Source organism: Janthinobacterium amylolyticum (genome assembly GCF_051380655.1).
Classification (GTDB): Bacteria; Pseudomonadota; Gammaproteobacteria; order Burkholderiales; family Burkholderiaceae_D; genus Janthinobacterium.
In genome coordinates this window covers 239,522-265,894 of record NZ_JBNYXL010000006.1, presented here as the reverse complement: position 1 = coordinate 265,894, position 26,373 = coordinate 239,522, and the positions used below count along the sequence as shown (strand labels likewise).

At 66.3% G+C, this 26,373-nt stretch carries 25 protein-coding genes and 1 tRNA gene; 17 read left to right on the top strand and 9 right to left on the bottom strand.

What is annotated here, in order from left to right; all coding sequences use genetic code 11:
* The first annotated feature begins 129 nt into the window (after positions 1-129).
* Positions 130-456, top strand: coding sequence for a hypothetical protein (locus ACQ4WR_RS14875; protein WP_436488132.1), 327 nt, complete (start codon positions 130-132; stop codon positions 454-456).
* Here ACQ4WR_RS14875 and ACQ4WR_RS14870 read toward each other — a convergent pair.
* The 3 genes from ACQ4WR_RS14870 to ACQ4WR_RS14860 are packed head-to-tail and all read right to left on the bottom strand — an operon-like array spanning position 453 to position 2,688.
* Positions 453-1,466 (bottom strand): hypothetical protein, encoded by a 1,014-nt coding sequence (locus tag ACQ4WR_RS14870; protein ID WP_436488130.1) that lies wholly within the window; start codon positions 1,464-1,466, stop codon positions 453-455. The two genes, ACQ4WR_RS14875 and ACQ4WR_RS14870, sit on opposite strands and share 4 nt — an antisense overlap.
* On the bottom strand, positions 1,463-2,182 hold the full coding sequence (locus ACQ4WR_RS14865; RefSeq protein ID WP_436488332.1) for an aspartyl/asparaginyl beta-hydroxylase domain-containing protein: 720 nt from the start codon (positions 2,180-2,182) through the stop codon (positions 1,463-1,465). The genes ACQ4WR_RS14870 and ACQ4WR_RS14865 overlap by 4 nt, the downstream gene beginning before the upstream one ends.
* The gene (locus ACQ4WR_RS14860; RefSeq protein WP_102296681.1) at positions 2,182-2,688 is read right to left on the bottom strand and encodes a GNAT family N-acetyltransferase; all 507 of its coding nucleotides are present in this window, start codon (positions 2,686-2,688) and stop codon (positions 2,182-2,184) included. Before ACQ4WR_RS14860 ends, ACQ4WR_RS14865 begins: the two co-directional genes overlap by 1 nt.
* Positions 2,689-2,830: 142 nt before the next feature.
* Here ACQ4WR_RS14860 and ACQ4WR_RS14855 point away from each other — a divergent pair, with 142 nt between their 5' ends.
* The 6 genes from ACQ4WR_RS14855 (at position 2,831) to ACQ4WR_RS14830 (ending at position 9,694) form a co-directional block, all read left to right on the top strand.
* Positions 2,831-3,808: an SAM-dependent methyltransferase gene (locus tag ACQ4WR_RS14855; RefSeq protein ID WP_436488129.1), complete on the top strand. Its 978-nt coding sequence runs from the start codon at positions 2,831-2,833 to the stop codon at positions 3,806-3,808.
* A 182-nt stretch (positions 3,809-3,990) separates the two neighbouring features.
* Positions 3,991-4,656, top strand: coding sequence for a sugar dehydrogenase complex small subunit (locus ACQ4WR_RS14850; RefSeq protein ID WP_436488128.1), 666 nt, complete (start codon positions 3,991-3,993; stop codon positions 4,654-4,656).
* Positions 4,653-6,311, top strand: a complete 1,659-nt coding sequence (locus ACQ4WR_RS14845) for a GMC family oxidoreductase (protein ID WP_436488126.1) — start codon at positions 4,653-4,655, stop codon at positions 6,309-6,311. Before ACQ4WR_RS14850 ends, ACQ4WR_RS14845 begins: the two co-directional genes overlap by 4 nt.
* The gene (locus ACQ4WR_RS14840; RefSeq protein WP_436488124.1) at positions 6,308-7,786 is read left to right on the top strand and encodes a c-type cytochrome; all 1,479 of its coding nucleotides are present in this window, start codon (positions 6,308-6,310) and stop codon (positions 7,784-7,786) included. The genes ACQ4WR_RS14845 and ACQ4WR_RS14840 overlap by 4 nt, the downstream gene beginning before the upstream one ends.
* Positions 7,787-7,899: 113 nt before the next feature.
* On the top strand, positions 7,900-8,316 hold the full coding sequence (locus tag ACQ4WR_RS14835) for a GtrA family protein (protein WP_102299073.1): 417 nt from the start codon (positions 7,900-7,902) through the stop codon (positions 8,314-8,316).
* A 79-nt stretch (positions 8,317-8,395) separates the two neighbouring features.
* Positions 8,396-9,694 (top strand): NCS2 family permease, encoded by a 1,299-nt coding sequence (locus tag ACQ4WR_RS14830; RefSeq protein WP_436488122.1) that lies wholly within the window; start codon positions 8,396-8,398, stop codon positions 9,692-9,694.
* 92 nt (positions 9,695-9,786) lie between these two features.
* On the opposite strand, the gene ACQ4WR_RS14825 is transcribed toward ACQ4WR_RS14830, so the two are convergent.
* The gene (locus ACQ4WR_RS14825; protein ID WP_436488121.1) at positions 9,787-10,494 is read right to left on the bottom strand and encodes a GntR family transcriptional regulator; all 708 of its coding nucleotides are present in this window, start codon (positions 10,492-10,494) and stop codon (positions 9,787-9,789) included.
* 410 nt (positions 10,495-10,904) lie between these two features.
* Between ACQ4WR_RS14825 and ACQ4WR_RS14820 the strand changes: the two genes are divergently transcribed.
* Positions 10,905-10,980: transfer RNA gene (locus tag ACQ4WR_RS14820), tRNA-Asn, on the top strand.
* A 157-nt stretch (positions 10,981-11,137) separates the two neighbouring features.
* On the opposite strand, the gene ACQ4WR_RS14815 is transcribed toward ACQ4WR_RS14820, so the two are convergent.
* Positions 11,138-11,527, bottom strand: coding sequence for a hypothetical protein (locus tag ACQ4WR_RS14815; protein ID WP_258003203.1), 390 nt, complete (start codon positions 11,525-11,527; stop codon positions 11,138-11,140).
* Positions 11,528-11,862: 335 nt separating this feature from the next.
* Here ACQ4WR_RS14815 and ACQ4WR_RS14810 point away from each other — a divergent pair, with 335 nt between their 5' ends.
* Together ACQ4WR_RS14810 and ACQ4WR_RS14805 are read left to right on the top strand one after the other, a co-directional pair.
* Positions 11,863-12,654, top strand: a complete 792-nt coding sequence (locus tag ACQ4WR_RS14810; RefSeq protein WP_102299066.1) for an alpha/beta fold hydrolase — start codon at positions 11,863-11,865, stop codon at positions 12,652-12,654.
* Positions 12,651-13,028 (top strand): VOC family protein, encoded by a 378-nt coding sequence (locus tag ACQ4WR_RS14805; protein WP_436488118.1) that lies wholly within the window; start codon positions 12,651-12,653, stop codon positions 13,026-13,028. The genes ACQ4WR_RS14810 and ACQ4WR_RS14805 overlap by 4 nt, the downstream gene beginning before the upstream one ends.
* Positions 13,029-13,047: 19 nt before the next feature.
* Here the strand turns inward: ACQ4WR_RS14805 and ACQ4WR_RS14800 are convergent, their stop codons facing one another.
* Entirely contained in the window at positions 13,048-13,764 is a 717-nt protein-coding gene (locus ACQ4WR_RS14800; protein ID WP_436488117.1) for a hypothetical protein, read from the bottom strand.
* A gap of 126 nt (positions 13,765-13,890) precedes the next feature.
* Between ACQ4WR_RS14800 and ACQ4WR_RS14795 the strand changes: the two genes are divergently transcribed.
* From ACQ4WR_RS14795 to ACQ4WR_RS14780, 4 genes are all read left to right on the top strand, one after another.
* Entirely contained in the window at positions 13,891-14,730 is an 840-nt protein-coding gene (locus tag ACQ4WR_RS14795) for a M15 family metallopeptidase (protein ID WP_102299617.1), read from the top strand.
* Between the two features lie 230 nt (positions 14,731-14,960).
* Complete coding sequence (tssM, locus tag ACQ4WR_RS14790) at positions 14,961-18,815, top strand: type VI secretion system membrane subunit TssM (RefSeq protein WP_436488115.1); 3,855 nt, start codon at positions 14,961-14,963, stop codon at positions 18,813-18,815.
* A complete protein-coding gene (gene tagF / locus ACQ4WR_RS14785; RefSeq protein WP_436488113.1) occupies positions 18,812-19,792 on the top strand; it encodes a type VI secretion system-associated protein TagF in 981 nt (326 codons plus the stop codon). Before tssM ends, tagF begins: the two co-directional genes overlap by 4 nt.
* 9 nt (positions 19,793-19,801) lie before the next feature.
* Positions 19,802-20,590, top strand: a complete 789-nt coding sequence (locus tag ACQ4WR_RS14780; RefSeq protein ID WP_436488111.1) for an OmpA family protein — start codon at positions 19,802-19,804, stop codon at positions 20,588-20,590.
* Positions 20,591-20,611: 21 nt separating this feature from the next.
* On the opposite strand, the gene icmH is transcribed toward ACQ4WR_RS14780, so the two are convergent.
* The 3 genes from icmH to tssJ all read right to left on the bottom strand — a co-directional run bounded on the left by icmH (position 20,612) and on the right by tssJ (position 23,438).
* Positions 20,612-21,400, bottom strand: a complete 789-nt coding sequence (gene icmH / locus ACQ4WR_RS14775) for a type IVB secretion system protein IcmH/DotU (protein ID WP_102299321.1) — start codon at positions 21,398-21,400, stop codon at positions 20,612-20,614.
* Positions 21,397-22,779 (bottom strand): type VI secretion system baseplate subunit TssK, encoded by a 1,383-nt coding sequence (gene tssK / locus ACQ4WR_RS14770; RefSeq protein WP_436488109.1) that lies wholly within the window; start codon positions 22,777-22,779, stop codon positions 21,397-21,399. Before tssK ends, icmH begins: the two co-directional genes overlap by 4 nt.
* A gap of 71 nt (positions 22,780-22,850) precedes the next feature.
* A complete protein-coding gene (gene tssJ, locus ACQ4WR_RS14765; RefSeq protein ID WP_436488107.1) occupies positions 22,851-23,438 on the bottom strand; it encodes a type VI secretion system lipoprotein TssJ in 588 nt (195 codons plus the stop codon).
* A 277-nt stretch (positions 23,439-23,715) separates the two neighbouring features.
* Here tssJ and ACQ4WR_RS14760 point away from each other — a divergent pair, with 277 nt between their 5' ends.
* From ACQ4WR_RS14760 to tssC, 3 genes are read left to right on the top strand one after another with little or no spacing between them, the layout of a single operon-like run.
* Positions 23,716-24,318 carry a hypothetical protein gene (locus ACQ4WR_RS14760; RefSeq protein WP_436488106.1) on the top strand — a complete coding sequence of 201 codons (603 nt, stop codon included), beginning with the start codon at positions 23,716-23,718 and terminating at the stop codon, positions 24,316-24,318.
* 37 nt (positions 24,319-24,355) lie between these two features.
* Complete coding sequence (gene tssB, locus ACQ4WR_RS14755; protein ID WP_102292488.1) at positions 24,356-24,865, top strand: type VI secretion system contractile sheath small subunit; 510 nt, start codon at positions 24,356-24,358, stop codon at positions 24,863-24,865.
* Position 24,866: 1 nt separating this feature from the next.
* Positions 24,867-26,354 carry a type VI secretion system contractile sheath large subunit gene (gene tssC, locus ACQ4WR_RS14750; RefSeq protein WP_436488104.1) on the top strand — a complete coding sequence of 496 codons (1,488 nt, stop codon included), beginning with the start codon at positions 24,867-24,869 and terminating at the stop codon, positions 26,352-26,354.
* Positions 26,355-26,373: the final 19 nt, after the last annotated feature.

The window sequence follows — 26,373 nt, the reverse complement described above, 5'->3', positions numbered from 1 at the left end:
GCCCTTATCCGGCTGGGCTTTTTGCATTGGCGGCCATGCTGCCCGTGACATTGCGCGCAAATTTGTTCAAAAGCATCTGTCATACTCGCAGGCACGCCCAGTGTCCCTTGCTTGAGTAAGAATTCCCCCATGAAAAATCTCTGCGCCCTGGCGCTGTTGCTGATGGCTGGCACCGCCTACGCGCCACTTGCCGGTGGTCAGGGGCGCCAACCGCCATCGGAAGCGAAAATCCGCCAGCTGATGATCGCCGAGTCGATTGCCGCCTATCCGGGCCGCTGCCCATGCCCCTACAATGCCGCCAGGAATGGCAGCGCCTGCGGCGCGCGCAGTGCGTGGAGCCGGAAGGGCGGTTATGCACCCCTGTGCTATGACCGCGACGTCAGCAATGACATGGTGCGCAAGTGGCGGCAGGATAATGCAGGCGCCGCTGCCGCCGAAGGCGCTGCCGCGCGCTAGCTTGATGCCAGGCGCAAGTCTTCCAGCGCCTGATACCCCGCCTGCAGTTGCGCCGCGATGCCGGGCAAGCCGCTTGCCGTGCGGGGTGGCGTGTCGCCGTGGAATGCCGTGCCGTATTTCGCGTGCACGCCGCCCCGTTCGCGCATCGCTTGCAGCTGCCCGGCTGTCACTGTGATGCGGAGGCGCGGCAGCAGCTGGTCCCATGCCATGTCCGGCAATTGATTGTAGTTAATTAACTGCAGCTGTCCTGCGGCGGCGTGCGGCCGGGCAGCCGCCAACAGGCTGGACAGCACCACGCCCGCATAGCCGTCATGGTCGCCCGGGGCCAGCTGGTGGACGGGCAGCGGCAGCAGGGCAGGGTGCAGCATGCCTGGGATCATCTGCGGTCCCCGCTGGCGCTGGTGCGAGGCGAGCACGGCTTGTGGTTCGCGGTACAGGAACAGGCAGGGCGTGTCGGGAAACGCCTGGCGCAGCAAGGCCAGGTTGTGGATGTGCCAGCAATCGAACTTGATGAAGCAATGCGTCTCCCCGCCCGTGCGGCGCTGGCCCAATGCCAGCATGGCCTGGCGCAGCAGGGCGATGCTGTCGCCGGCGGGCATGTCATCGTGATGCAGGCGCAGCAGCGAGTCGATCACGGGCGGCTCGGACAGCACCACGCACTGCGGCAAGGTTGCCAGCAATTGCGTCAGCAGGGTCGAGCCGCAGCGCGAGACGTGGAAGATGAAGGCGTCGGGCGACAGGCCATCGTCGAAGGTGGCGAGGGCTGCCAGCGGCGTGTGGCAGACGCGGCGCTCCTCGTGGGGCTGGCGCGCCAGGGTGTTGACGAAGAACGGCTCGCTGAACGGCAACTGGCCCAGGTCGCGCCAGCACACGGACACCTCGCCCGTCCGCGCGTCGCGCTGTGCAAAGAGCGGATACCAGCCGCGCATGTCCATGCCCGCCTGCCAGGGTACGACGGCGCCCCTGGCCAGCAAGCCTTCCTGCTGGGTCAGGCCGTGGCCGGCGCTCATGCCGCGCTGCCGGCCAGCGCCGCCAGTTCGCTGGCCAGGGCCTGGCTGGCAGGCAGGGGGGACAGGCGCAGCTGGGCGATGACGGCCTGCACATTGCCATCGTGGATGCCGGGGTCGCCATACTTGTGCGCCGGCTTCGGCACGAAGCCGGCACGCGCGAACAGCGCTGCCAGCCAGCCATTGGTGACGCAGTCGAGCACCAGGTGGATGCGCGGCGCGGCGCTGCGATTGTGCACGGCATGCAGGCAGCTGGCATCCATGTACCAGGCGTGTCCTGCCGTGAAATGCACGGCCTCGCCATCAATGCTGAACAGCACCTGGGGCGAGGTGTGGATGGGGATGTGCAGGCGCGTCAGGCCATCCGTCAGTGACGTGCCCGCATCGCGGTGCGCGTGGATGACGGCGCCCGGTGCCAGGGCCATCAGGCGCGCGGCGCGCGTCTCGCATGCAAAGCTGGCGATCACTTCGCGCAGGTAGGGGCTGCGCGCCAGGTGCGGCGTGGCGGCATAGGCGGCGCCATCGATGGGCATGATGTGGCGCGCATCGCCGCCGGGGGCGCGCAGCGGCAGGCAGCTCCAGCCGTTTTCATAGGCATCGGTATTGAAATGGCTGATCCAGTCGGCGCCGGCGAACTGGCCGCTTTCTTCCTGCAGGCGCGCCACGTCGAAGGACAGGGGCAGCCGCAGCCAGGTGCTGGGCGCGGCGGGCGCCGGCATCAAGGCGCACTCCAGACCAGCTGTTCCTGCACCTCGTCTTGCGCCTGCACGCGAAATCCCAGCTGCAGATACAGCTTGCGCGCGCCCGGATTGTTGCGGTTGACGCCCAGGTGGATCTGCAGCTGTTCCGCATCGGCCAGCGCCTGCAGGCCGCGCAGCACGGCGCCGCCCGCGCCCTGGCCCCGCGCCGCCGGCACGATGGCGATATCGACCAGGCGCAGCAATGCATCCCGGCGCTCGATGACGAGCCTGCCGATGGGCGTGTCGCCATGCTGCAGCACCAGATAGGCGGCGTGTGGAAACGCCTGGCGGTAGCCGTGCGACTGCATGCGCCGCTGCATGGCGATCAGCTGTTCGATCATGGCGGGCGGGGCCGGCATCTGGCGCAAGTCGTCGCGCGTGGAGCTGTACAGTGCGGCGGCAAAGGCCTCGTCGTCGTCGCGCTGCAGCCGCAATGCATACGGGGCGGGCAGGGCGGTGAGGAAGGGAAACGGCAAGGTAGACATTGATGCTCCGGTTGTGCGTGCTTGGTGGATACATGCGGGTGCGCTTGTTTGCTATGCTGCCAATTTTCAAGCGCACTTGCAATCATTTCAAGGAGACAAGCATGAATCGTGTGTCCACGCCAGCGAACCTGCGGAGCCGCGCATGACGCCGGCACAAGCGGAACTGGCCAGCATCGCGCAAGCCTTGAGCGATCCGCGGCGTTCGCTGGAGAGTCTGGTCGGCGAGACGGTGCGCTTGCGCCACCTGGTCGAGCAGCATTCCCGCTTGCCGATGGACCGCCAGGACGGTTTGCGCGATGGCGAAAGTTTCCTGCCCAGCGGCTGGGCCATTTCCCCCGTGCAGGCGGGTTTGTGCGCGCGCGAGCCTTACCGCAGCGCCGCCTTCATCCAGGGGCTGGCGCAGGCCGTACGGCAGCGCCTGCACGCGGCGCGGCCCGTGCGCGTGCTGTATGCGGGCTGCGGTCCGTTCGCCCTGCTGGCCTTGCCGGTGATGGCCGTGCTGGGCGCCCGTCAGGTGCAGTTCGCCATCCTCGACGTGCATGCCGAAACCCTGGCGTATGCGCGCGACCTGATCGGGCAGCTGGGGCTGGACGGCCATGTCAGCGCTGGCATTTGCGCCGACGCGGCCAGCTACCACATCCCCTCGGACGCCTTGCCGGACGTGATCATCAGCGAAACCATGAACACGGCACTGGGCAAGGAGCCGCAGGTGGCCATCCTGCGCAACCTGCACGCGCAGGCGCCTGCGGCGGCGCTGCTGCCGGCGGAAGTGACGGTGCACCTGGGCCTGGAGCGGCGCCAGCCGGGCGAGCCGTGCGCCGACTGGGGCCGCCTGTTCACCCTGGACGCGGACGCGCTGCGTGCCTGGCAGGACGACACGGGCGACAGCCTGCCTGCCGCCCGCATCCGCTTGCCTGACGTGCTGGACGGGGCGCCGCGCCTGTTGACGCGCATCCGCGTGCATGGCGACATCGTGCTGGGCGATTACGACTGCAGCTTGAATCTGCCCCTGGCCCTGCCGGGCAAGCCGCTGCTGGCGGGCGGCAGCGTGCTGGACTTCCGCTACCGCCTGGGCGGCTCGCCAGGCCTGGCGTTCCAGCTGGCCGGCGCGCCGGGCTAAGACGGCATCACAGCGCAACGCTGCGGCCTGCGCTGCGGGCCATACTGTCACGGTAGTAATACTACATTGGCAAACAATTTATTTATGTAGGATAATGACGAGACGAATTGCATTTGTTCAAATGCGATTTAACGCAACCATCCAAGTCAACAAAACAATAAGTCTTGCGGGAGTCTCGTCTCATGAATCATCCAGGCAACGCACCATCTGCAGCATCCGCTTCACCTTCCTCGCTTCCCAGCCTCGGCCGTCGCCACGTCCTGATCGGTCTGGCCGCCTTGCTGGCCCAGGCCGGCTTCTGGAGCAATCCCCTGTCGGCCGCCATGCCGGCGCCGGCCAGTGCACCGGCCAGCGGGCTGGCGCCCGCCACCATGCTGTTCTACACCTTGTCGCAGACGATCACGGGCCACCGCGATCTGTCCGCCGGCACGGCGGCGCGCATTGAGCAAGCCATGCGCAGCAACGTCCCCGGCTTCGCCGAACAGTTGCCACGGCTGGGCGCGCTACTCGTCACGGGCCAGGAAGCCAAGGCCTTGCTGGCGGCCGCCACCGCCGCTGATGCGGGCCTGCGCGAACTGGCGCTGGCCATCGTGGCCGCCTGGTACACGGGCACCGTCACCGGCCATGCGGCGCAAGGCAGCAAATCCATCGTCGTCGCCTATGCGGAAGCGCTGATGTACCGCACGGTGGCTGATGGCCAGGTCGTGCCCACGTACTGCAACTACGGCCCCCTGTGGTGGCTCAAGGCGCCGCCGGCCGTGGGCGTGTCCGCGCCCGTGGCGCCCAAACCCGTGCCCGCACCGGCCACCACCGGCACTCCCGAAACCAAAGGCAAGCAAGCAAAATGAAATCACCCCAATTCAAGAGTAATGGCGACGTCGTCGCCGATGTCGTCATCGTCGGTTCCGGCGTGGTCGGCGCCATGATGGCCGATCAATTGGCCGCGCAAGGCCATTCCGTGATCATGCTGGAAGCGGGCTTGCGCATCGAACGGGGGCAGGCCGTGGAGAACTGGCGCAACATGCCATTCGAGAACCGTGTCGGTTCCGACTTCCAGGGCCTGTATCCGCAGGCGGAAAACGCCCCCGCGCCCCTGTATTTCCCGAAGAATAACTACGTGGAACTGTCCGGCCCCAGCGGCAGCAGTTTCCAGCAGGGCTATCTGCGCACGGTGGGCGGCACCACCTGGCACTGGGCCGCGTCGTGCTGGCGCCATTTGCCGTCCGACATGCGCATGAAAAGCGATTACGGCGTCGGGCGCGACTGGGCCATTTCCTACGCCGAGCTGGAACCCTACTATTGCCGCGCCGAGCAGGAAATGGGCGTGGCCGGCCCCAACGATCCGGCCTTGCAGTCGCCAAGCGAGCGCAGCGCGCCTTACCCGATGGACATGGTGCCCTGGGGCTATGGCGACAAGCGCTTTGCCGAAGTGGTCAACCCGCACGGCTACCGTTCCGTGCCGATTCCGCAAGGCCGCTCGACGCGTCCGTGGCAGGGCCGTCCCACCTGCTGCGGCAACAACAACTGCCAGCCGATCTGCCCCATCGGCGCCATGTACAACGGCATCCACCATGTGGAACGGGCCGAGCTGAAGGGCGCGGGCGTGCTGGCCGAGGCTGTTGTCTACCGCATCGACACGGACCACAACAACCGCGTGACGGCCGTGCACTGGTATGACGCCAGGAAACAGTCGCACATGGCTACCGGCAAGGCGTTCGTGATTGCCTGCAACGGCATCGAGACGCCGCGCCTTTTACTCCTGGCGGCCAACCGGAACAACCCGAACGGCATCGCCAACAGTTCCGACCAGGTGGGCCGCAACATGATGGACCACTCCGGTTTCCACTGTACCTTCCTCGCCAATGAACCGATCTGGACGGGCCGTGGTCCCGCGCAGAGCAGTTGCCTGGTGGGCCCGCGCGACGGCGCCTTCCGCAGCCAGTATTCGGCCAACAAGATGATCCTGAATAACATCACCAGGGTCGGACCGGCCACGCAGCAGTCGCTGAAGCTGGGCCTGGTGGGCAAGGACCTCGACGACGAGATCCGCCGCCGCGCCGCCTTTGGCGTGGACCTGTCGATCAGCCTGGAGCCGCTGCCGGAAGCGCACAACCGCCTGACCCTGAGCAAGACGCGCAAGGACCCGCTGGGCCTGGCCTGCCCGGACATTTATTACGATGTGGGCGACTATGTGCGCAATGGCGCAAAGGCCGCGCATGCCCAGCTCGAGCACATCGGCAAGCTGTTCGGCGCCGTGGAATTCCATATCACCGACAGCCTGAACGCCAACAACCACATCATGGGCGGCGTCATCATGGGCAGCAACCGCGCCGATTCCGTGGTCGACGGCAATTGCCGCGCCCACGACCACGCCAATCTGTGGCTGCCCGGCGGCGGCGCCATGCCCTCGGCCAGCGTGGTCAACACCACCCTCAGCATGGCCGCGCTGGGCCTGCGCGCGGCCGACGACATCGCCCGCACCCTGGCAAGGGAGGCTGCATGATGCGCCATTTGTTACTGAGCCTGACCCTGGCGGCCGGCATGCCGCTGGCCGCGCACGCTGCCGCAGCGGTGCCGCCCGTCACCCTGACGCCGGACCGCCCGGCCGTGCCCGCCGCCGCCAAGCCCGATGCGCGCCTGGAGCGGGGCCGCTACCTGGCCATCGCCGCCGATTGCATGGCCTGCCATACGGCAGCCGGCGGCAAGCCGTATGCAGGCGGCTATGCCATCGATTCGCCGCTGGGCACGATTTACGCGACGAATATCACGCCGTCGAAAAAAGGCGGTATCGGCCACTACAGCGAAGCCGACTTTGCGCGCGCCTTGCGCGAAGGCGTGCGCGCCGATGGCAGCCATCTGTACCCGGCCATGCCCTACACCAGCTATGCGATGCTGACGGACGCGGACGTGGGCGACCTGTATTACTACTTCATGCAGGCCGTCAAACCGGTCGATGAGGCGGCGCGCCAGACGGCCCTGCCATTCCCGTTCAATGTGCGGTTGTCGATGCTGGGCTGGAATACCTTGTTCCTCGACAATAAACGCTTCGTGCCGGATCCGGCGAAGAGCGCGCAGATCAACCGTGGCGCCTACTTGGCCGAAGGCCTCGCGCACTGCAGCGCCTGCCACACGCCGCGCAATATGCTGATGGCGGAAATCGGCAGCCAGACCCTGGCCGGCGCTTCGCTCGGTTCCTGGCATGCACCGAACATCACGTCCGACAAGGTCAGCGGCATTGGCGGGTGGACGGATGCGGAAATCGCCGCTTACCTGAAGACGGGCCACGTGGAAGGCAAGGGGCAGGCGGCGGGCGGCATGGCCGAAGCCATCCAGAACAGCCTGCAGTTTTTGCGCGACGACGACGTGGCCGCCATCGTGGCGTACTTGCGCACGGTGCCGCCCGTGCGCGCGCCGGGGCAGACGAAAGCGGCGTTCAGCCATGGCAGCGCGGCCAGCGAAGAATCGGCATTGCGCGGCATGGCCGGTTCTACCGAGCATCACTCGCTCAACAGCGGCGCCGTGCTGTTTTCCGGCTACTGCGCCAGCTGCCATTCGGCCAGCGGCGCCGGCAGCACGGGGCAGGGCTATCCGGCCCTGTTCCACAATACGGCGACGGGCGGCAATACGCCGGCCAACCTGGTCTCGGCCATTTTGTTCGGCGTCGAGCGCAAGATCGAAGGCGAGGAGCATGAAGCCTTCATGCCGCGTTTCGACCAGCGCTCCTACGTGCAGCCGCTGACGGACGAGCAGATCGCCTCCATCGCCAACTATGTGCTCAAGCAATATGGCAACCCGGACGTGTCCGTCACACCCGCGTACGTGGCGCAGGCGCGCAGCGGCGGCGAAAAGCCCGTGCTGGCCCGTCTGCAGCCGTTCATGCTGCCCGCCGGCGGCGTAGGCATCCTGCTGCTGATCGTGCTGTTTGTGTGGCTGCGCCGGCGTCGCCAGCATCGGGCGCAAGCGGCCCGGCGGACGTGAATCTGAACCCTGGGCGCAACTTGCAGTAAAATGCAGGCTGAAAAATGGTTACGAGCAATCGTAGCCATTTTTTATTCTTGCCTGGCCCGCCATCGCCCATTTGAAAATTGACCATGTCTTCCTCGACCACCTCGCATGCCCTGCATCACCAGTTTCTGCGCTTTGCCGCCGTCGGCGCTTCCGGCACGGCCGTGCAATACAGCGTGCTGTGGAGCGGCGTCGAATGGGCCGGCATCAGCGCCGCCGCTGCTTCCGGCATCGGCTATATCCTCGGTTCCGTCGTCAACTACCTGCTCAATTACTTTTTCACCTTTAAAAGCGACAAGGGCCACGGCGAGGCGGCCGGCAAGTATTTCACCTTGCTGGCCATCGGCTGGTGCATCAACACGGGCCTGATGTGGCTGCTGGTACACCAGCTGGGCTGGTACTACTGGCTGGCGCAGGTGCTGGCGACCGGCATCGGCCTGCTGTGGAATTTCGCCGGCAGCCGCTGGTGGGCGTTCAAGCCGGCCGGCGCCGCGGGCAAATAGCCGCATGGGCAGCAAGCAATAAAAAGAGGCGCACTGGCCACACGCAGGCGCCCGGTTCTACCAAATCAAGGGGTTAATCATGCAGTTCCTGGAACGCTATTTCAAATTGAAGGACAACGGGACCAATGTGCGCACGGAGCTGCTGGCCGGCCTGACCACATTCCTGACGATGGCCTACATCATCTTCGTCAACCCGTCCATCCTGGGCGACGCCGGCATGCCGAAAGACTCCGTCTTTGTCGCCACCTGCCTGGCGGCCGCCATCGGCACCCTGATCATGGGCCTGTACGCGAATTATCCGATCGCGCTGGCGCCGGGCATGGGCCTGAATGCGTATTTCTCGTACACGGTGGTCAAGGGTATGGGCATGAGCTGGGAAGTGGCGCTGGGCGCCGTCTTCATTTCCGGCTGCCTGTTCATCCTGGTGAGCCTGTTCAAGGTGCGCGAGATGATCATCAACAGCATCCCGCCCGCGCTGCGCACGGCCATCACGGTCGGTATCGGCCTGTTCCTGGCGATCATTTCCCTGAAAAGCGCTGGCGTGGTGGTGTCGAATCCCGCCACCATCATCGCCCTGGGCGACCTGCACCAGGCCGCGCCCATCCTCGCCATTTTCGGTTTCTTCATCATCGTCGCGCTGGACCGCCTGAAAGTGCCGGGCGCCATCCTGATCGGCATTCTGGCCATCACCATCGCCAGCTTCTTCTTCGGCGGCAACCAGTTCAACGGCATCGTCTCGGCGCCGCCGGCCATCGAGCCGACCCTGTTCAAGCTCGACATCATGGGCGCGCTGTCGATCGGCATCGTCAACGTGGTGCTGGTGTTCTTTCTGGTCGAACTGTTCGATGCGACGGGCACCCTGATGGGCGTGGCCAACCGCGCCGGCTTGCTGAAAGACGGCAAGATGGAACGCATGAACAAGGCCTTGCTGGCCGACAGCACGGCGATTGCCGCCGGCGCCTGCCTGGGCACGTCCAGCACTACCGCCTTCGTCGAGAGCGCGGCCGGCGTGCAGGCCGGTGGCCGCACGGGCTTGACGGCCGTGGCCGTTGCACTGCTGTTCCTGGGCAGCCTGTTCTTCGCCCCGCTGGCGCACACCGTGCCGCCATATGCGACGGCGCCCGCGCTGCTGTACGTGGCGTGCCTGATGCTGCGCGAGCTGACCTATATCGACTGGGATGACAGCACGGAAAGCATTCCCGCCGCCATCACGGCGCTGATGATGCCATTTACGTACTCGGTGGCCAGCGGCGTGGCCTTCGGCTTCATCACCTATGCCGTATTGAAACTGCTGACGGGCAAGGGCAAGCAGGTGTCCGTGGTGGCCTACATCATCGCCGCCATCTTCCTGTTCAAGTTTATCTACTTGGGTGAGTAGCGTGGGCGAATAGCCGGCTCGCCGGCAAGTGAATTGCTTGAGAAAAAGGCCTCCCGTGCGTCAGCAGGGGAGGCCTTTTTGGCTGGCGCCGTCTACATCAGCAGCGCCGCCACCAGGTCTTTCCTGTCGTCGCCGGCTTTGCCGTCGAAGCGCAAGGCCGCTTCCACGTGCGCCAGGTGTTCCACCATCAAACGTGCCGCCAGGTCGGCGTCGCCGCTGCGCGCCGCGTCGAGAAAGCGGCCGTGTTCGTCGCACGAGCAGGCCGCATCGTGGCCGGACTGGTACAGCATGGTGATCAGCGAGCTGCGCCCCACCAGTTCGCGCACGATGTCGCGCAGCACGGCATTGCCGGCGATGTCGGCCAGCAGCACGTGAAAGTCGCCCAGCAGTTGCGAACGCAGCGGCGTGGCGTGGTTCAGCGCCTGGCGTTCCGCCCTCAGGTGCCGCTCCAGCATCCGGTAGTCGGCCGCCTTGGCCCGCGCGACGAACTCGCGCGCCAGGGCCGCCTCGATGACGCGGCGGGCGGCAAAGATGTCGCGCGCTTCCGCCTCCGTGGGCTGGCTGACGAAGGCGCCCTTGTCGGGCACCATGCGTATCAATTTATCTTTCGACAGGATCAGCAGGGCGGCGCGGATCTTGGTGCGGCTGACGCCATACAGGCGGCACAGGGCTTCCTCGCGCAGCCGGGTGCCGGGCGGCAGCTGGCGCGCCACGATGGCCGCCGCCATATGCTCGGCAATCCCGGCCGAGCTGTCGCCGCTATTGGGCTTTTCCACCGCTGGTGCGCTTGATTCGGTCATGTCAGGTGAGAGCAGTAAGCCAGGAGCGAGGATGGACCTCGCAAGCGCATGCGGGCGGGGCAGGGTGCAGTATGCCCGCGCCGCCAGCATGCCGTTCAGCCTTCCATGCTGCGAAGGCCAGGTTATTCTACTATCTTGCGCCACGCCGCGCAGACGGGCGCTGCCGTTCGATGCGTGCTTGCTCCGTATGGCGTAATGAACGGTTACGTCGGGTTACGCTGCTTGCGCTGCCCCAGGCCTGGGCAGGCGTGGTTCACGCTGCCGGGCACGCTGCCGCAAACCGGATGCGCCGCGCCAAGGCGAGGCAACCCCCGGGTGCCCGGCGCATCGCCGCCGCCAGCCGGTCTGCGGCCGCCCTGCGGATTGCAACTGGACAGGAGAAATGTTGACGTATATAATTCGGCCTCCTTTCCCTGATAGCTCAGTTGGTAGAGCGACGGACTGTTAATCCGCAGGTCCCTGGTTCGAGTCCAGGTCGGGGAGCCAGAACAAGCAGCAGCAAAGGGCCACGTGGCAACACGTGGCCCTTTTTGTTTTCCACACGCGCTTTCCGCACTGTACTTCCTGCCGTCACCGATGACCGATGGCGCTCACCGCGGCGCTGATGGCGTCAGGCCGCAGGCAGGGTGCGGATTGCCCCGCATCAGGGATCGACAAACACGTCGAAGCGCACCTTGAGCGGGCTGCCCCACGAGATATCCACCCACGCCCGGAAGCCGCCGTTGTAGGGGGCGATGTTGTACACGGCCATGCGCGCGGAGCCGATGAAACGGTCCTGCGGAGTCGCGGCATATTCGCTGATGTTGAGCAGCACGCGCGAATTGGCTTTCACGTTGGCATTCGCGAAGTTGACCGAAGGATGCACGCCGTTGGCCGTCCACGTGTAATACGTGGTGAAGGCGGCGGCGCTCAGGTTCAGGTCCTGGGCGGCGGCGCCTTGGGCGCTTTGGCCTTCCTGTTCCATTGGCGCATCGGTTTCTTCCAGTGCCAGGTTGCTGCCGGTTTGGTGTTGTTGTCCCACTTTCATTTCCATGATGTACTCCATATCGATAGTTTGGACGCCGCGCCTGTCGTCGTGCGGCAAGACGCCCTATCTGTTGCGTGACGCCGGTGTCACGTCATGGCTGATAAGGTAGCCGTCGTTTCCATGTGGTTGGAGTGACCCATTCTAGGCGCGCTCCAGGGCCTAAAGTACGGATGGACGCCGGAAATGCACTGCAATCTTGTGCTGGCGCAAACAGCGGACGGGCAGGTCGCAAGGTCGTTTCCAACAAGCTATTTTTCAGGGGCGGCGCGCGTGCCGGGCAGGACAATGGCACAATGGATCCCGCTATCCTGCCCATGCGGAAATCCTTGCGAGCCTGGCCTATGCCGATACTGAACCTGAGCGCCGAAACCGATATCTATTACGAGCTGATCGAGGGTGATCCCGCCAGGCCCTGCCTGGTCTTCCTGCACGAGGGATTGGGCTGCTGCGCGATGTGGAAGGATTTTCCCGCGCAGCTCTGCCAGGCCACCGGCTGCCGTGGCCTGGTGTATGACCGCCTTGGCTATGGCCAGTCGTCGCCGCTGGCGGCGCGGCGCCGGATCCATTACCTGCACGACTATGCGCTGGGCGAGCTGCCGCAGGTGCTGGCCGCGCTGATCCCCGGCCAGGACCATTTTCTTGTCGGCCATTCCGACGGTGGCAGCATCGCTCTCATCTATGCGGCGCAGCAGCCGCCGCGCTTGCGCGGCATCATCACCGAAGCGGCGCATGTGTTCGTGGAAAACGTCACCCTGGACGGCATCCGTACGGCGGACGCGGCCTTCGGTGAGGGCAAGCTGCGCGCGCTGGCGAAATACCATGGCGACAAGACGGCAAGCATCTTCAAGGCCTGGTCCGACACTTGGCTCAGCTATGGCTTCCAGTTCTGGAACATCGAATACCTGCTGCCGTCCATCGAATGCCCGGCCCTGGTGGTGCAGGGTACAGAGGACCAGTACGGCAGCGCGGCTCAAGTCGATAGCATCGTGGCGCGGGCGCTGAACGCCATGCCGGCCATGGTCGAGCAGTGCGGCCACACGCCGCACCAGGAACAGCCGCAAGCGCTGCTGGCGCTGATGGATGGATTTTTAAGGGGGCGCATGGACGCGCCTGTTCAACCGAGGACAACATGATTGATCGCCTGGACCACCTGGTGCTGACGACCCGCGACAAGGCCGCCTGCATCGATTTTTATACGCGCGTGCTGGGCGTGCGGCTGGAAACCTTCGGTGCCGGGCGCCACGCCTTCAGGTTCGGCGCACAAAAAATCAACCTGCACGAGCATGGCAAGGAATTCCTGCCCAAGGCCGCGCTGCCGACGCCCGGTTCGCTCGATCTGTGCTTCATCGCCGCCGTGCCGCTCGATGCCTTTATCGCCCGCCTGGCCAGCCTGGGCGTGGCCATCGAAGAGGGGCCGGTGGCCCGCACGGGCGCCAACTGGCCCATCCGTTCCATCTACCTGCGCGACCCGGACCACAACCTGATCGAAGTGTCCGAGCGCGCCTGAGCGCCAGCGCCGAAGAGCGTCAGTGGCAGGCGGGATCGCTGTCCCAGCGGCCTGAACAGATACGCGAGCGGCACAGCATGGCTTCGATCACGCCCAGCTGCTTGCAGCGCTGCAGCAGGCTGGCCGTTTCCTCTTCTTCCCGGCGCAGCACCACGTCGCGCACGGGCGCCGCTGTGCCGTCCTGGCGCTGCGCGTGCGCCACCATGGCTGTCAGCAAGGCAACGTCGCTGTCGCCTGGCGCCGCTGTCACAGGACGCGATGCCGGCACGCGCGTGGCCGCCTGGCGCGCGGGCGGCGCCTTGCGCGGCGTGGGCGCGGCCGTGGCTGGCGGCGTTGTCGCTACCGGCACGGGCGGGCCCGCGTCGTTGACGATGGTGGCGGCGTGCGGCCTGGCATCTGCCGGCTGGCGGGACGCGGCCGGGGCCGTCGGCAGCGCCGGCGTGGCCGCCGTCTGGCGCGCCACGGCAGGGATGGGCACAGGCGCAGGCTCTGGCGCGCTGGCCGGATCGTAGCCAAAAACGGCCACGCCCAGCGCCGCCAGGCAGGCGCCACCAGCTGCCCAGCGCCACCAGCCAGGGCGCCAGCGCGCCGCCGATATGGCGGGCGCGGCAGCGCCATGTTCAAGCTGTGACAGGATGCGGTTGCCTTCGGCCGGGGCCGTCGCCGTGGCTGGGGCGGCGCTGGCCAGCAGGTTTGGTCCGCGCGGCTGGCCATCGCCGGTGTTTAGTAAAGACAAAATATCACCTCCGAACTGAGTCGAACTTGATGTAAACCGCGCTCATGCGATGCGCGGGCGCCTACGATGGGCGGTACCGCCGTGCAAGCTTTCCGGCCCCCGCCCATTCCCGTCACGGAGCGCCCCATGTTCGTCGCCCTGGTCCTGATGTATTTCCTGCTTGCCTGTTTCGCCTGCTGGCTGCTGCTGTTTCCCGGCGGCCGCGCCATCTTGCTGCACACCATGGTCAACCTGGGCTGGCGTTTGCAGCGGCGGGCGCAGCGCCTGAACCAGGGCGGCGGCGCGCAATGGCAGCGCCTGCAGCGGCACACGGGTTCCGGCCTGGCGCGCGGCTGGCAGTTGCTGCTGCGCCACCGCTGGCTGTCGCTGGCCGGCATGCTGCTGGTCACCGTGCCGCCCGTGCTGGCCTGGCTCTCCAGCGACCGCATCGCCTTGCGCGGCTATGCGGACCGGCAACATGCCATCAACGATCAGGTCAGCGATTTGCTCAAGGGCGAGCAGCTGGTGCCGCCGCCCACCTTGCCGCCACTGCTGTTCTCCACGGCGGAAGTGACGCAGCTGCGTCCGCTGCTGGGCGGCGCCAGCCGCAACTGGCAATTGCTCGACCACGACTACGCGCAACGCTTGCTGCTGGTATTTAAGATCATGAAAGACGTGCATGGCTACGACATGGTCTTGCTGGAAGGCTACCGCAGCCCGGAGCGCCAGAACCAGCTGGCGGCGGCCGGCCCGAACGTGACGAATGCCCGGGCGTTTCAAAGTTATCACCAGTACGGCCTGGCAGCCGATTGTGCATTCATGCTGGACGGAAAACTCATCATTTCTGAAAAAAACGCTTGGGCCATGCGCGGCTACCGTTTATATGGCGTGACGGCCGAATCGGTGGGCCTGCGCTGGGGCGGGCGCTGGACCATGATGGATTTCGGCCACACGGAATTGCCCCAGCGCCATGTGCTGGGAAAGTAAGCGCAGGCAGGGAACACGCGAGCCATTCTAGCGCCGCCGGCGCGCGCTTTTTTCACTGGCAAGCTCATGCTTGCGCCGCATCAACGGCGTGCCGTTCCCCGCCATGCGCCGCCGTTTGATACTTGTCCAATGTCAACAAAGTCCCCCGTCAATGCTGTCACGATGGGCCGCATCCGCGCACCCTGGCGGCGCCGCCATTCCTGCTTTGCCGACCTCACCCTGGGCTCATCATGCTGCGACGAATCTGGCATTTCATTACCGACAGCCGCCATCTGACCATCCTCGGCTTCGTCGCGCTGGCCGTCTTCCTGTACCTGGGTGCCGAGGTGCTGGAAGTGGCGCTGGTGTGGGCCCTGGGCTTGCTGCTGCTGGCCCTGCTGACCTGGCTGGGCATATGGCTGTGGCGCCGGCGCCGCGCGCGCCGCGATGCGCAGGCGCTGGGCCAGGCCATCCTCAACCAGGCCGAGATCGCCGCTTCCGAAGCCGCCTCGGCCGCCCAGCCCCAGCACGGCGAACTCGACGCCGTGCGCACGGGCATGCTGGACGCCATCGACACCATCAAGACGTCCAAGCTGGGCCTCAAATCGGGCGCCGCCGCCCTGTATGAATTGCCGTGGTACATGATCATCGGCAACCCGGCGGCCGGCAAGAGCAGCGCCATCCTGCATTCCGGCCTGCAATTTCCTTTCGCCGACGGCAAGATCGTGCAAGGCGTGGGCGGCACCCGCAACTGCGACTGGTTCTTTACCACCGACGGCATCGTGCTCGACACGGCGGGCCGCTACTCCGTCGTCGACGAGCACCGCGGCGAATGGTTCGGCTTTCTCGACCTGCTGAAAAAATACCGGCGCAAGGCGCCCATCAACGGCATCCTCATCGCCGTCAGCATCGCCGAGCTGGGCGGCGATCCGGATGTCGGCATGCAGCTGGCGCGCAGCCTGCGCAAGCGCGTGCAGGACGTCATCGAGCGCCTGGAAGTGTTCGCACCCCTGTACATCGTGTTCACCAAGGCGGACCTGATCGCCGGCTTCACGGAGTTTTTCGCGGAAGCGGAACGCAGCGAGCGCGAGCGTGTCTGGGGCGCCACCATGCCCTACCAGCGCAAGCTGCCGACGGCCGACCTGCTGAGTTTTTTCGACCAGTGCTTCGACGAGCTGCACGATGGCCTGACGGAACTGAGCCTGGCCAACATGGCGCACCGCCAGCGCAAGACGATGGCGCCCGGCGTATTCACTTTTCCGCTGGAATTTGCCGCCATCAAGCCGGCACTGCGCGCCTTTATTGCCACCCTGTTCGAGGAAAACCCGTTCCAGTTCCAGCCCGTGTTCCGCGGCTTTTATTTTACCAGCGCCCTGCAGGAGGGTGAACCCGTCAGCGCGTCCTCGCAGCAGGTGGCGCGCCGCTTCGACCTGGCCTTCGCGCCCGCGCCGGCCGCGCTGCCCGGCCGCGCGCGCCAGCATGGCTATTTTTTGCTCGACCTGTTCCGCAAGGTGATCTTCGCCGACAAGCACCTGGTGGCCAACTACGCGAGCCGCGCCAAGGTGCGCTTCAAGTACGCGCTGTTCTTCGCCGCCACGGTGACCCTGGGCGCCTGCCTGGGCGGCTGGAGCTGGTCCTACCTGGGCAACCGGCAACTGGTGGCCAATGTCGAGGCGGACATGCACAAGGTGCTGCGGCTGCAGGAGCAGCGCCTGGACCTGCAGTCGCGCCTGGAAGCGCTCGACATCCTGCAGGACCGCATCGAGCAGCTGGAGGCCTACCGCGAACAGCGGCCCTGGTCCTTGCGCATGGGCCTGTACCAGGGCGAACTGCTGGAACGCAAGCTGCGCGAGGAATACTTCGCCGGCGCGCGCCACGTCATGCTGGCCCCCGTGACTGGGGCGCTGGAAGCCTTGCTGACGGAAATGAACGCCAGCGCCGAGCAGCTGCAGCCGACGGCGCGCACGCCGCAGACACCGGCCACGCCACCGGCCGCGGCGTCTGCACCGCGCGCCTTCCAGTACCAGGCAGCCTCGCCGACAAACGTGGAAGACGCCTACAACGCGCTGAAAACGTATCTGATGCTGGCCGATAAAACGCATGCGGAAAGCAGCCACCTGAACGACCAGATGACGCGCTTCTGGCGCGGCTGGCTGGAGACCAACCGGGGCGCCATGCCGCGCGAGCAGATGATACGCAGCGCCGAGCGGCTGCTGACGTTTTACCTGTCGCAGGTCGGCGACCCGTCCTGGCCGCGCATCGAACAGAAGCTGGCGCTGGTCGACCAGGCGCGCGAAAACCTGCGCCGCGTGGTGCGCGGCATGCCGGCCCGCGAGCGCGTGTACGCCGACATCAAGGCGCGCGCCTCGACGCGCTTTCCCGGCATGACGGTGGCGCGCATCGTCGGCGAACAGGATCAGGCCCTGCTGGCGGGCAGCTACGCCATTTCCGGCGCCTACACGCGCCAGGCCTGGGAGAAATTCGTCGAAGGCGCGTTTCGCGACGCCGCCAACCGCGAACTGCAAAGCGCGGACTGGGTGCTGAAAAGCGCGTCCACCGACGACCTGACCCTGGAAGGCAGTCCGGAGCAGATCGAGAAAAACCTGCTGGCCATGTACAAGGCCGACTATGCGCGCGAGTGGCAAAAGTTCGTGCAGGGCGTGGCCGTGGCCGACCTGAAAGGCTTCGAAGGCGCCGTGCAGGCCATGAACCGCCTGGGCGACCCGCAAGCGTCGCCGATCGCCAGGCTGCTGACCACCATCTACGAAGAGACGTCGTGGGACAATCCGGCCCTGCAGAACGCGCAATTGCGCCAGGCCGAGCGGGGCATCATCGCCTGGTTCAAGGAGACGGTGCTGCGCCGCGCGCCGTCGCAGCTGACATCCAATCCTGGCCTGAACGCGCAGATCGACCCGGCCCGCCTGGACAAGCCGATGGGGCCCGTGGGCCGCGAATTTGCCGGCGTGGCCAAGCTGGTTGCGGCCAAGGACAAGGACGCATCGCTGATGCGCGCCTACCTGGAAGCGCTGTCGAAGCTGCGCAGCCGTTTGAACCAGCTGAAGAACCAGGGCGACCCCGGGCCAGGCGCGCGCCAGTTCATGCAGCAGACCCTGGAGGGCAGCGGCTCCGAGCTGGCCGACGCCCTGAAACTGGTCGACGAGCAGATGCTCACGGGGATGAGCGATGCGCAAAAGCAGGCCATCCGCCCGATCCTCGTGCGCCCGCTGATGCAGACCTTTGCCGTCATCGTCGCGCCGGCTGAACTGGAAGTAAACAAGACCTGGTCGGCGCAAGTGTATGAACCGTTCCAGAAATCGCTGGCGCAGAAATATCCGTTTTCTCCGGAGGCGCGCATCGAGGCGAGCAACCTGGAGATTGGCCAGTTCTTCGGCCCCGACGGGCTGGTGGCAAAATTCGTCACCACCGCCATGGGTCCCCTGGTGGTGCGGCGCGGCGACGTGCTGGCGCCGCGCACCTGGGCCGACATGGGCATCAGCCTGTCGCCGCAGGTGGTGACGCGCTTCCCCGGCTGGATCGCGCCGCTGGGGGCCGGCGGCGTGGCGGCCACCTCGGCCGCCGCGCAGACCGTTTTCCAGATCCAGCCTTCGCCGGCGCCCGGCACCCTCGAATACACGGTGGACATCGACGGCCAGCAGCTGCGCTACCGCAATACGCCGGCGCAGTGGACCAACATGGTGCATCCGAGTCCGCAGGGCGCGCCCGGTGCGCGCATCAGCGCCGTCACCTTCGACGGGCGCACGGTGGAACTGTTCAACGAACCGGGCCAGTTTGGCCTGAAGCGCATGATCGATGCGGCGAGCAAGAAGCGCAAGGACGGCGGCGTGTTCGAGCTGCGCTGGACGCGCGGCGATGTCAGCGTGGCGCTGGACCTGAAAATCACCAGCAGCGCCGAGATGACGGGCACGGGCACGAACGCCGCGCCGCAGGAGCAGGGCTTTCGCGGCATGCAGCTGCCCGAGACCATCGTTGGCGCGGCAGGCGCACCTGCCGCACCTGCCGCGCCCACATCCGTACCCGCACCTGCCACCGCACCCGCCATCGCAGCGGCGCCGGCCGTCGCCGCCGCATCCGGGGTGGCGCCATGATGCGCGCGCCGCAGCAGGTGCGCCTGGGCTACTTCGGCAAAATCCCTGCGCGCGGCGATTTCATCAAGGCTTGCGACAACCACGTGCTGGTGCAGCTGCTCGACGAGTGGCTGGCGCATGTCATGGCGGCGCTCACGCGTGAGCCGCGCTGGAAGCTCAATTACGACGCCCTGGCGCCGCTGCGCTTTGCCTTTGTCGGCACGCGCAGCCGGCGCGCCATCGCCGGGCGCCTGGAAGCGAGCAGCGACCAGTCGCAGCGGCGCTTTCCCTTCATGGCCATGGGCGTGCTGGATATCGACGATGCCGGCGCCTTTGTCGCCTGCTGCCCGCTGGTGCTGGCACCGCTGTGGCAGCGGGTGGAGCAGCTGTCGCAGGGCATCGTCGCCAGCGCCGAGCCGGGACCGGCGCTGCTGGCGCTGGCCGGCAACGTGGTGGAAATCGATGCGGACGGCGCCGGCCACGCGGCGCAGCTGGCCGTTTTTTTGCAGGCGCAGACGGTGCACAGCCTGCAGGCGATGCTGGCCACGCCGGCCTTCCCCGTGACGGTGCGCGAACTGCTGCTGGGTCTTGGCCTGCTGCTGCGCCCGGTGCGCCAGAGCGGCCAGCCGCGCCTGGAGAAAAGCCTGGTGCTGCCGCTGCCGCAGGACGCGGCGCAGCGCGCGCTGGTGGCCAGCTTCTGGCTGCACCTGCTGCTGCCCTTTTTGCGCCAGGCCGACTTCGAGCTGGCCCTGTTCTTTGCGCATGTCGACGAGGCACCCGTGCTGGTGATCGGCTTTTGCGGCGCCGACCCGCACGGCCTGCACGCGCTGATCGACCCGCAGGCGGCCAGCGATCGCCTGATCGTCTTCGACCAGCTGGACTGGGTCGAGGGCCAGCTGGGACAGGACGCGGCACTGCGCCAGCTGTCCGCCTGCCTGCAGCAAGGGCAGCTGTCGCTGCGCTCGGCCTGCGCCATGTTTGCCGATACCTTTGCCTGAAGGATTGCCATGAAATATCCGATAGCGTTTTTGCTGCTGCTGCTCGCCGCCGCCCCTGGCCACGCCCAGGTGCAGGCGCAGGCGCCCGCCACGCCCCTGCCGGGACAGATCCTGGTGACGGGCACCCTGGCCGATGAAGCGGCCAAGGCGGCCGTGCTGGCACGCCTGCGCGAACTGTATGGCGCCGAGCGCGTGGTCGACCAGATCGCCATCGGCAACGTGGCCGTGCCGGCCAACTGGCACGCCTATGTGCACAAGCTGATCGCGCCGAACCTGAAGCTCATTTCACGCGGCCAGATCAGCATCGACGGCAATAATGTCAGCGTACGCGGCGAAGTGGCGAACGAGGCGCAGCGCCAGCAGATCGCCAGCGACATCGCCACCAGCCTCAATCCCACCTACATCGTCAACAACGGCTTGCGCGTCAAGGCGGCCGAGGCCGAACAGGGCTTGCTCGATGCGGCGCTGGATAAACGCATCATCGAATTTGACAGCGGCCAGGCCAGCATCACGCCGGCCGGCCTGGCCATCCTCGACGAAATGGCGGCCGTCATGCAAAAGCTCAAGGAGCGCAAGGTGGAAGTGATCGGCCACACGGACAACACGGGCCTGCGCGCCAGCAACGTGGCCCTGAGCCAGGCGCGCGCCGAAGCCGTGCGCGCCTACCTGGCCACGCGGGGCATCAAGCCGGAAGCGGTGCTGACTTCGGGCCAGGGCCCGGACCGTCCCGTGGCCAGCAACGCCACGGCCGACGGCCGCGCGCGCAACCGGCGCATCGAGTTCAGGATCGCGCAGTAGCCAGCCGCGCTTCCTCAATGATCACGGTAGCGTGATGGTCAGGTGCGCCGGCCGCGGTGCCAGCTTCACCAGGTCCGCATACGCGGCCAGCGTCGCTTGCGTGCCGCGCGTCAGGTGCGTTTTCAGGCCCAGGTAGGCGCAGATGGCCAGCAGGGCGAAAAAGCTCGACAGGGCCCACAGCGGCACGTCGCTGCGGCGCTTGTTGACCACCTGGTCGGGGCGTTCGGCGCGCGGCGCGAAGCCACGGCTCTTGCCCTTGATATGGGCGATCTCGTCGCCCAGGCGGCCCGTCAGGTAGCTGAGTTTTTCGCCGCCATCGAGCGCATATTTTCCCTGGAAGCCCAATAAGAGGCACATGTGGAAGACCTGCAGCGCCTGCACGCGCATGGCGCCCTTGCCGCGCAGGGCGTCGAGGCGGTCGAAGAAATGCTCGCCCGCCAGCTGGTCGCCAAAGATCAGCAATTGCAGCGGACGCCGTTCCCACTGCTTGCGCAGGGCGAAGGGCGAGGCCAGGATGATTTCATCGACGGCCGCGCAGAACGCATACTTGGCCGCCTCGATATCGTCGCCGTCGGCGCGGATCTTTTTCGCCTCGCGCTCGAAGTCGTCGAGAAAGGCCGTGATGCGGTCCATGAAGCTTTGCTCGTCGCCAGGCGCCGAGCCGTTCTTCAGCATGAACAGCATGTAGAAGCCTTCGTGCATCAGGTCGAGCAGGGCGCTGCCCGCATGCCGGCTGGCCGTGCCGGCGGGAGCGGGGCCGCGTGGCCCGAGCAGGGAGGGCGCGGCGCGCCGTTCGATGAGCTGGCTCATGCCGTCACCGCGATCAGTTCCAGCTGCAGCTCGCGTATGCCGGTCGGCACGTACACGGCGATCGACTGCGCCTTGAGCATCTGCTGGTACAGCGCGCCGCGGTTGTCGAGCGCAAAATAATAGGTGTCGGGGCGCACGGGGATGGCGGCGGGCACCTGCGGCGCGTGCGACAGTTTCACGCCGGGCATGGCCGAGAGCACGCATTTTTCCACGTCGTCGGGCGCGCCCACCTTGACGCGCAGCGGCACCACTTCCACCAGTTCGATGGCGGGCATGGCGGCGCGGATGGCCAGGTACAGGGTGGTGTGCTGGTCGATCTTGCCCGAATCGAGCTTGCCCAGGTGGTAGGACGGCTTGTCTTCGAGCAGGGCGATGGAAAAATATTTCGACGAGATCACCGTGTCGAGCAGCTCGCGGATGATGCCGTCGATGGCGTCGAAGCAGGCGCCCGGCTGCGCGTGGTCGTAGGCGGGCAGGCTGGCCAGCGTGTAGTGGCGCGAGTAGCTGAGCAGGCCGCCCGCCAGGCCCAGCAGCGCCTCGTACAGGCGTTCCGGGTGCAGGCCGGGGTGGCGCACATAGTGCATCAGGGCGGCGGCGGCCGTGCTGACCGTGTGCAGCAGCCAGAACGAGGAGACGTCGCCCGAGCGGAACTCGATCACGTTGCGGCTAGGTTCACGGTGGTGGCCGTGCAGCGCGCCCACCTTCGCTTGCAGCGCATCGAGCAGCTGTTCCAGCAGGGACTGCAAACGCGGCGCGCCGGCGATGGCCAGGCTGGGCGCCATGAACGATGGCAGCGGCTCGAAGCCGCCCGACACGGTGCGCCGCAGGGTGATCAGCGGCAGGCATTCGTAAGAGCCGCGCGCTTCGCTGTCGGGTATCAGGCGCACGGTTTTTTTCAGGTAGGCCACGTCGGCCACGGCCGATTCCGTAAACAGGTCGGGCGTGGCGCGCATGGCGTGCGCGTAGCGGGAGGACGGCGGCGTGCCGGCGGCCGCCCCGGCCGGCGCGGCCAGCGGCGTGTAGTTCATGCCTTCGCGGTTCAGCACGGGCAGGGCGGCGTAATAGGTCACTTCCTGCAGCGAGGGCGGAAGCGCCGCCAGGTCGACGGGCGGCGGCAGGGCGTCGCTGCCGGGCGTGCCGTCGCCGGGCGCGTCGAACACTTCGCCGTCGAGGAAGATCGCCGACAGCGCCTGCAGGCGCAACGTTCCGGTTTTCAGCGATGCCAGATCCCACGCCATGTGCGCCACGCCCCACAGATACGGATGCAGCGCGCTGGCCGTGTGGTGCAGGCGCGCTTCATGATATTGATCCTGGCGCTGGAAATGCTGCGGCCGCAGGAACAGGCCCTCTCCCCACAAGACTTTCGCTGCCATGCCCATGCTGTTCTCCTTGAGTGTCGCTGTTGGATATTCGTGCTTGCCGCTTGCCGCTTGCCGCTTTCCGCCACCGTCTACTGGCAGCGCAGCGCGGCCAGTGTCGTCATGGCGCCCTGCGCGCCGCCCATGCTCAGGGCGCAGGCGTGCAGGCCGATGGTGATGCCGCCGCGCTCCGCATCGGCGGCGGCAAACGTGGCGCGCCAGCGCTGCGGCGCGGGCGCGCGGAACAGGGCCACCACGCCGATGAAATACGCTTCCTTGCTGACTTTTTCCTGCACCTCGTAGCGCTGCCCGGGCACCAGCAGCACTTCGCGCACTTCCATCAGGTCGGCGCCCAGCGCGGCCTGCTCCCGGCGCGCATCGAGGAAGCTGTCGTAGGGCGCCTGCTCGAAGGCGGCGCTCTGGCGCAATTTGTAGATGCGCGCCACCAGCGCCAGCGGGCGGCCATCCGCGTCGGTATTCAGGCGCTGCGCCGCGTGCAGGCGGATGCTCACCGTGCGCGGCGGTTTTTGCGCGTCGGGCAGCTCGGGCGCCGGCCTGGCCACGCCGGCCATCTGCAGCGCCGCGTTGGCCAGCGAACCGATGGCGCCGCCCGCGCAGCCAGCCAGCGGCAGCAAGGCGACGAGGAGTAGCGGCAGGCGGAACTGAAGGGGGGAGCGCATGGCCTGCCTTCGCAAAAATGACGCGTGGAAAGTAATTGCTACAGTCATTTAATCGCATATGCCATGGCGCTACTTGCGCAGGCGCAAAATCCGTCGGCGATCGGCTTGAAGCCTGTGCCAGATCAGGAAAATGGTGCATGAATTTCGCTGCTGAGTGGAACTTCTTCTTTGCTGATTAATCTCAATCTGGCAAAAAAATTGGCGATCAATAATGGCCTCCACCAAGGCGCCGCCCATCTTTCCCAGCGGTAGCGTCCTCCACGCAAAGGAGTGCCCGATGATGCCAGCCACCACACTGTCCCGAATTGCCTGCCTTGCCAGCGCCTTGCTGCTGACTGCCTGCGCCACCACGGAGCAGGCGGCGCCCAGGAAGTCCGCCGCGCCCACCCTGGCGCAGGTGATGAGCGACGCCGACGCGGCCGCGCGGGCCGGCCAGCACGAGCGGGCCCTGGCCTTGCTCAAGGCTGGCGGCAGCAGCTATCCGGCCGACAAGGCGCCATGGCTGCAGATGGCGCAGATGAAGTTTGACCGCGGCCAGTATGGCGACGCCATCGGCCATGCGCTCGAAGCGCTCGAGCGCGATCCCGACGACAAGGTCGCCAACAGCATCGTCGCCGTCAGCGGCTTGCGCCTGTCGGGCAAGGCGCTGGCCGACCTGTCGCGGCAAAACAACCTGAATGGCTCGCTGCGTTCGGAAGCGCAGGACCTGGCCCGGCTGCTGCGCGCGAGCATCGGCGAGGAAGTGCTGGTGCCGCCGGCCAAACGGCCGCCGGCGGCGGCAAAACGCGCGGCCGGCAGCGCGGCCGGCGCGCCTGGCGCGGCTGCCAAAGGCACGCCGTCACAGGGCAGCACGGCCGATCCTTTCAGCGGCTTGAAGTAAGCCGGCGCCTCCCCTCCCACTTCGCAAAGGAAGCAACATGGCCAAGTCCGACAGTATCCAGAAACGCCTGCAAAAGGTACGCGCGCCGCGCGTGCAGATGACCTACGACGTCGAGATCGGCGACGCGATCGAGAACAAGGAACTGCCCTTCGTGATGGGCGTGCTCGGTGATTTTGGCGGTAACGCCGAGCAGGAAAAGAAGCGTCTGAAGGACCGCAAGTTCGTCTCCATCGACATGGACAATTTCGATGAAGTGCTGGGCAGCGTGGCGCCGGCGGCGCGCTTCGACGTGGCCAACCGCCTCAGCGCCGAAGGCGGCACCTTTCCCGTCGAATTGCATTTCCGCTCGATGGCCGACTTCCGCCCGGAATCGGTGGTGCGCCAGGTCGAACCGCTGCGCAAGCTGCTCGAAGCGCGCACCAAGCTGGCCGATTTGCGCAACAAACTGGCCGGCAACGACAAGCTGGAAGACCTGCTGACGGAGGTGCTCAATAATACCGACAGCCTCGCCGCGCTGTCGCCCATGCACCCCGGCCAGGAGGATTGAGATGAGCGCACAGGCACAACTCAATCCAGGCGCGCCGGTGGCAGGCGCCCAGACGGACTTGCTGGACCAGATCGTCGAGCAGAGCCGGGTCGCCAAGTCCGGCGCCGAGCATGCGCGCGCGCGCGACCTGATCTCGGAACTGGTGACGCAGGTGCTCGATGGCACGGTGCTGGTGTCGCACAGCCTGTCTGCCACGCTCGATGCGCGCGTGGCGGAAATCGACAGCCTAATTTCCGCCCAGCTCAGTGAAGTGATGCACACGGCGCCGTTCCAGCAGCTGGAACAAAGCTGGAGCGGCCTGCATTACCTGGTCGGCAATTCCGACACGGGCACGCGCCTGCAGATCCGCATGTTCAACGCCACCAAGCGCGAACTGGTGAAGGACTTCCAGTCGGCGCTGGAATTTGACCAGAGCAGCATGTTCAAGAAGATCTACGAAGAAGAATTCGGCACCTTCGGCGGCGCGCCGTTTGCCGCGCTGCTGGGCGACTACGCCATTTCGCGCCAGCCGGAAGACATGTATTTCATCGAGCAGATGTCGCACATCGCCGCCGCTGCCCACGCGCCGTTCATCTCCTCGGCGGCACCGGAACTGTTTGGCCTGGAAACCTACGGCGACCTGGGCAAGCCGCGCGACCTGGCGAAGGTGTTCGACACCATCGAATACGCGAAATGGAAAGCCTTCCGCGAGTCCGAGGATGCGCGCTACGTGGGCCTGACCTTGCCGCGTTTTCTCGGGCGCCTGCCGTTCAATCCCGTCGACGGCACCACCGTCGAAGGTTTTAACTTTGTCGAGGAAGTCGATGGCAGCGACCACCAGAAATACCTGTGGTGTAACGCGGCGTATGCCTTCGGTTCCAAGCTGACGCGCGCCTTCGCCGATTTCGGCTGGTGCGCCGCCATTCGCGGCGTGGAGGGCGGCGGCCTGGTGGACGACCTGCCGACGCACACCTTCAAGACGGACGAGGGCGACGTGGCCCTGAAATGCCCGGCCGAAGTGGCGATCACCGACCGCCGCGAGAAGGAGTTGAGCGATCTGGGTTTCATCTCGCTGGTGCACTGCAAGAACACGGCCTACGCCGCCTTCTTCGGCGCGCAGTCGGCGCAGAAAAGCCGCAAGTACAGCAGCGACGCGGCCAATGCCAACGCCGTGCTGTCGTCGCAGCTGCAGTACATCTTCGCCGTCTCGCGCATCGCCCACTACATGAAGGCCATGATGCGCGACAAGATCGGCAGCTTCACGGCCGCCGCCGACGTCGAGGATTTCCTCAACCGCTGGCTGATGACCTACGTGCTGCTCGACGATAACGCCAGCCAGGAACAGAAGGCCCAGTTCCCGCTGCGCGAAGCATCGGTGAAGGTGCATGAAGTGCCGGGCCGGCCGGGCGTGTACCGCGCCGTGTCATTCCTGCGGCCGCATTTCCAGCTCGATGAATTATCCGTTTCGCTCCGACTGGTCGCGGAGTTGCCGAAGTCGACCAATTCCTGATCCCCCGGATCATCCCTCA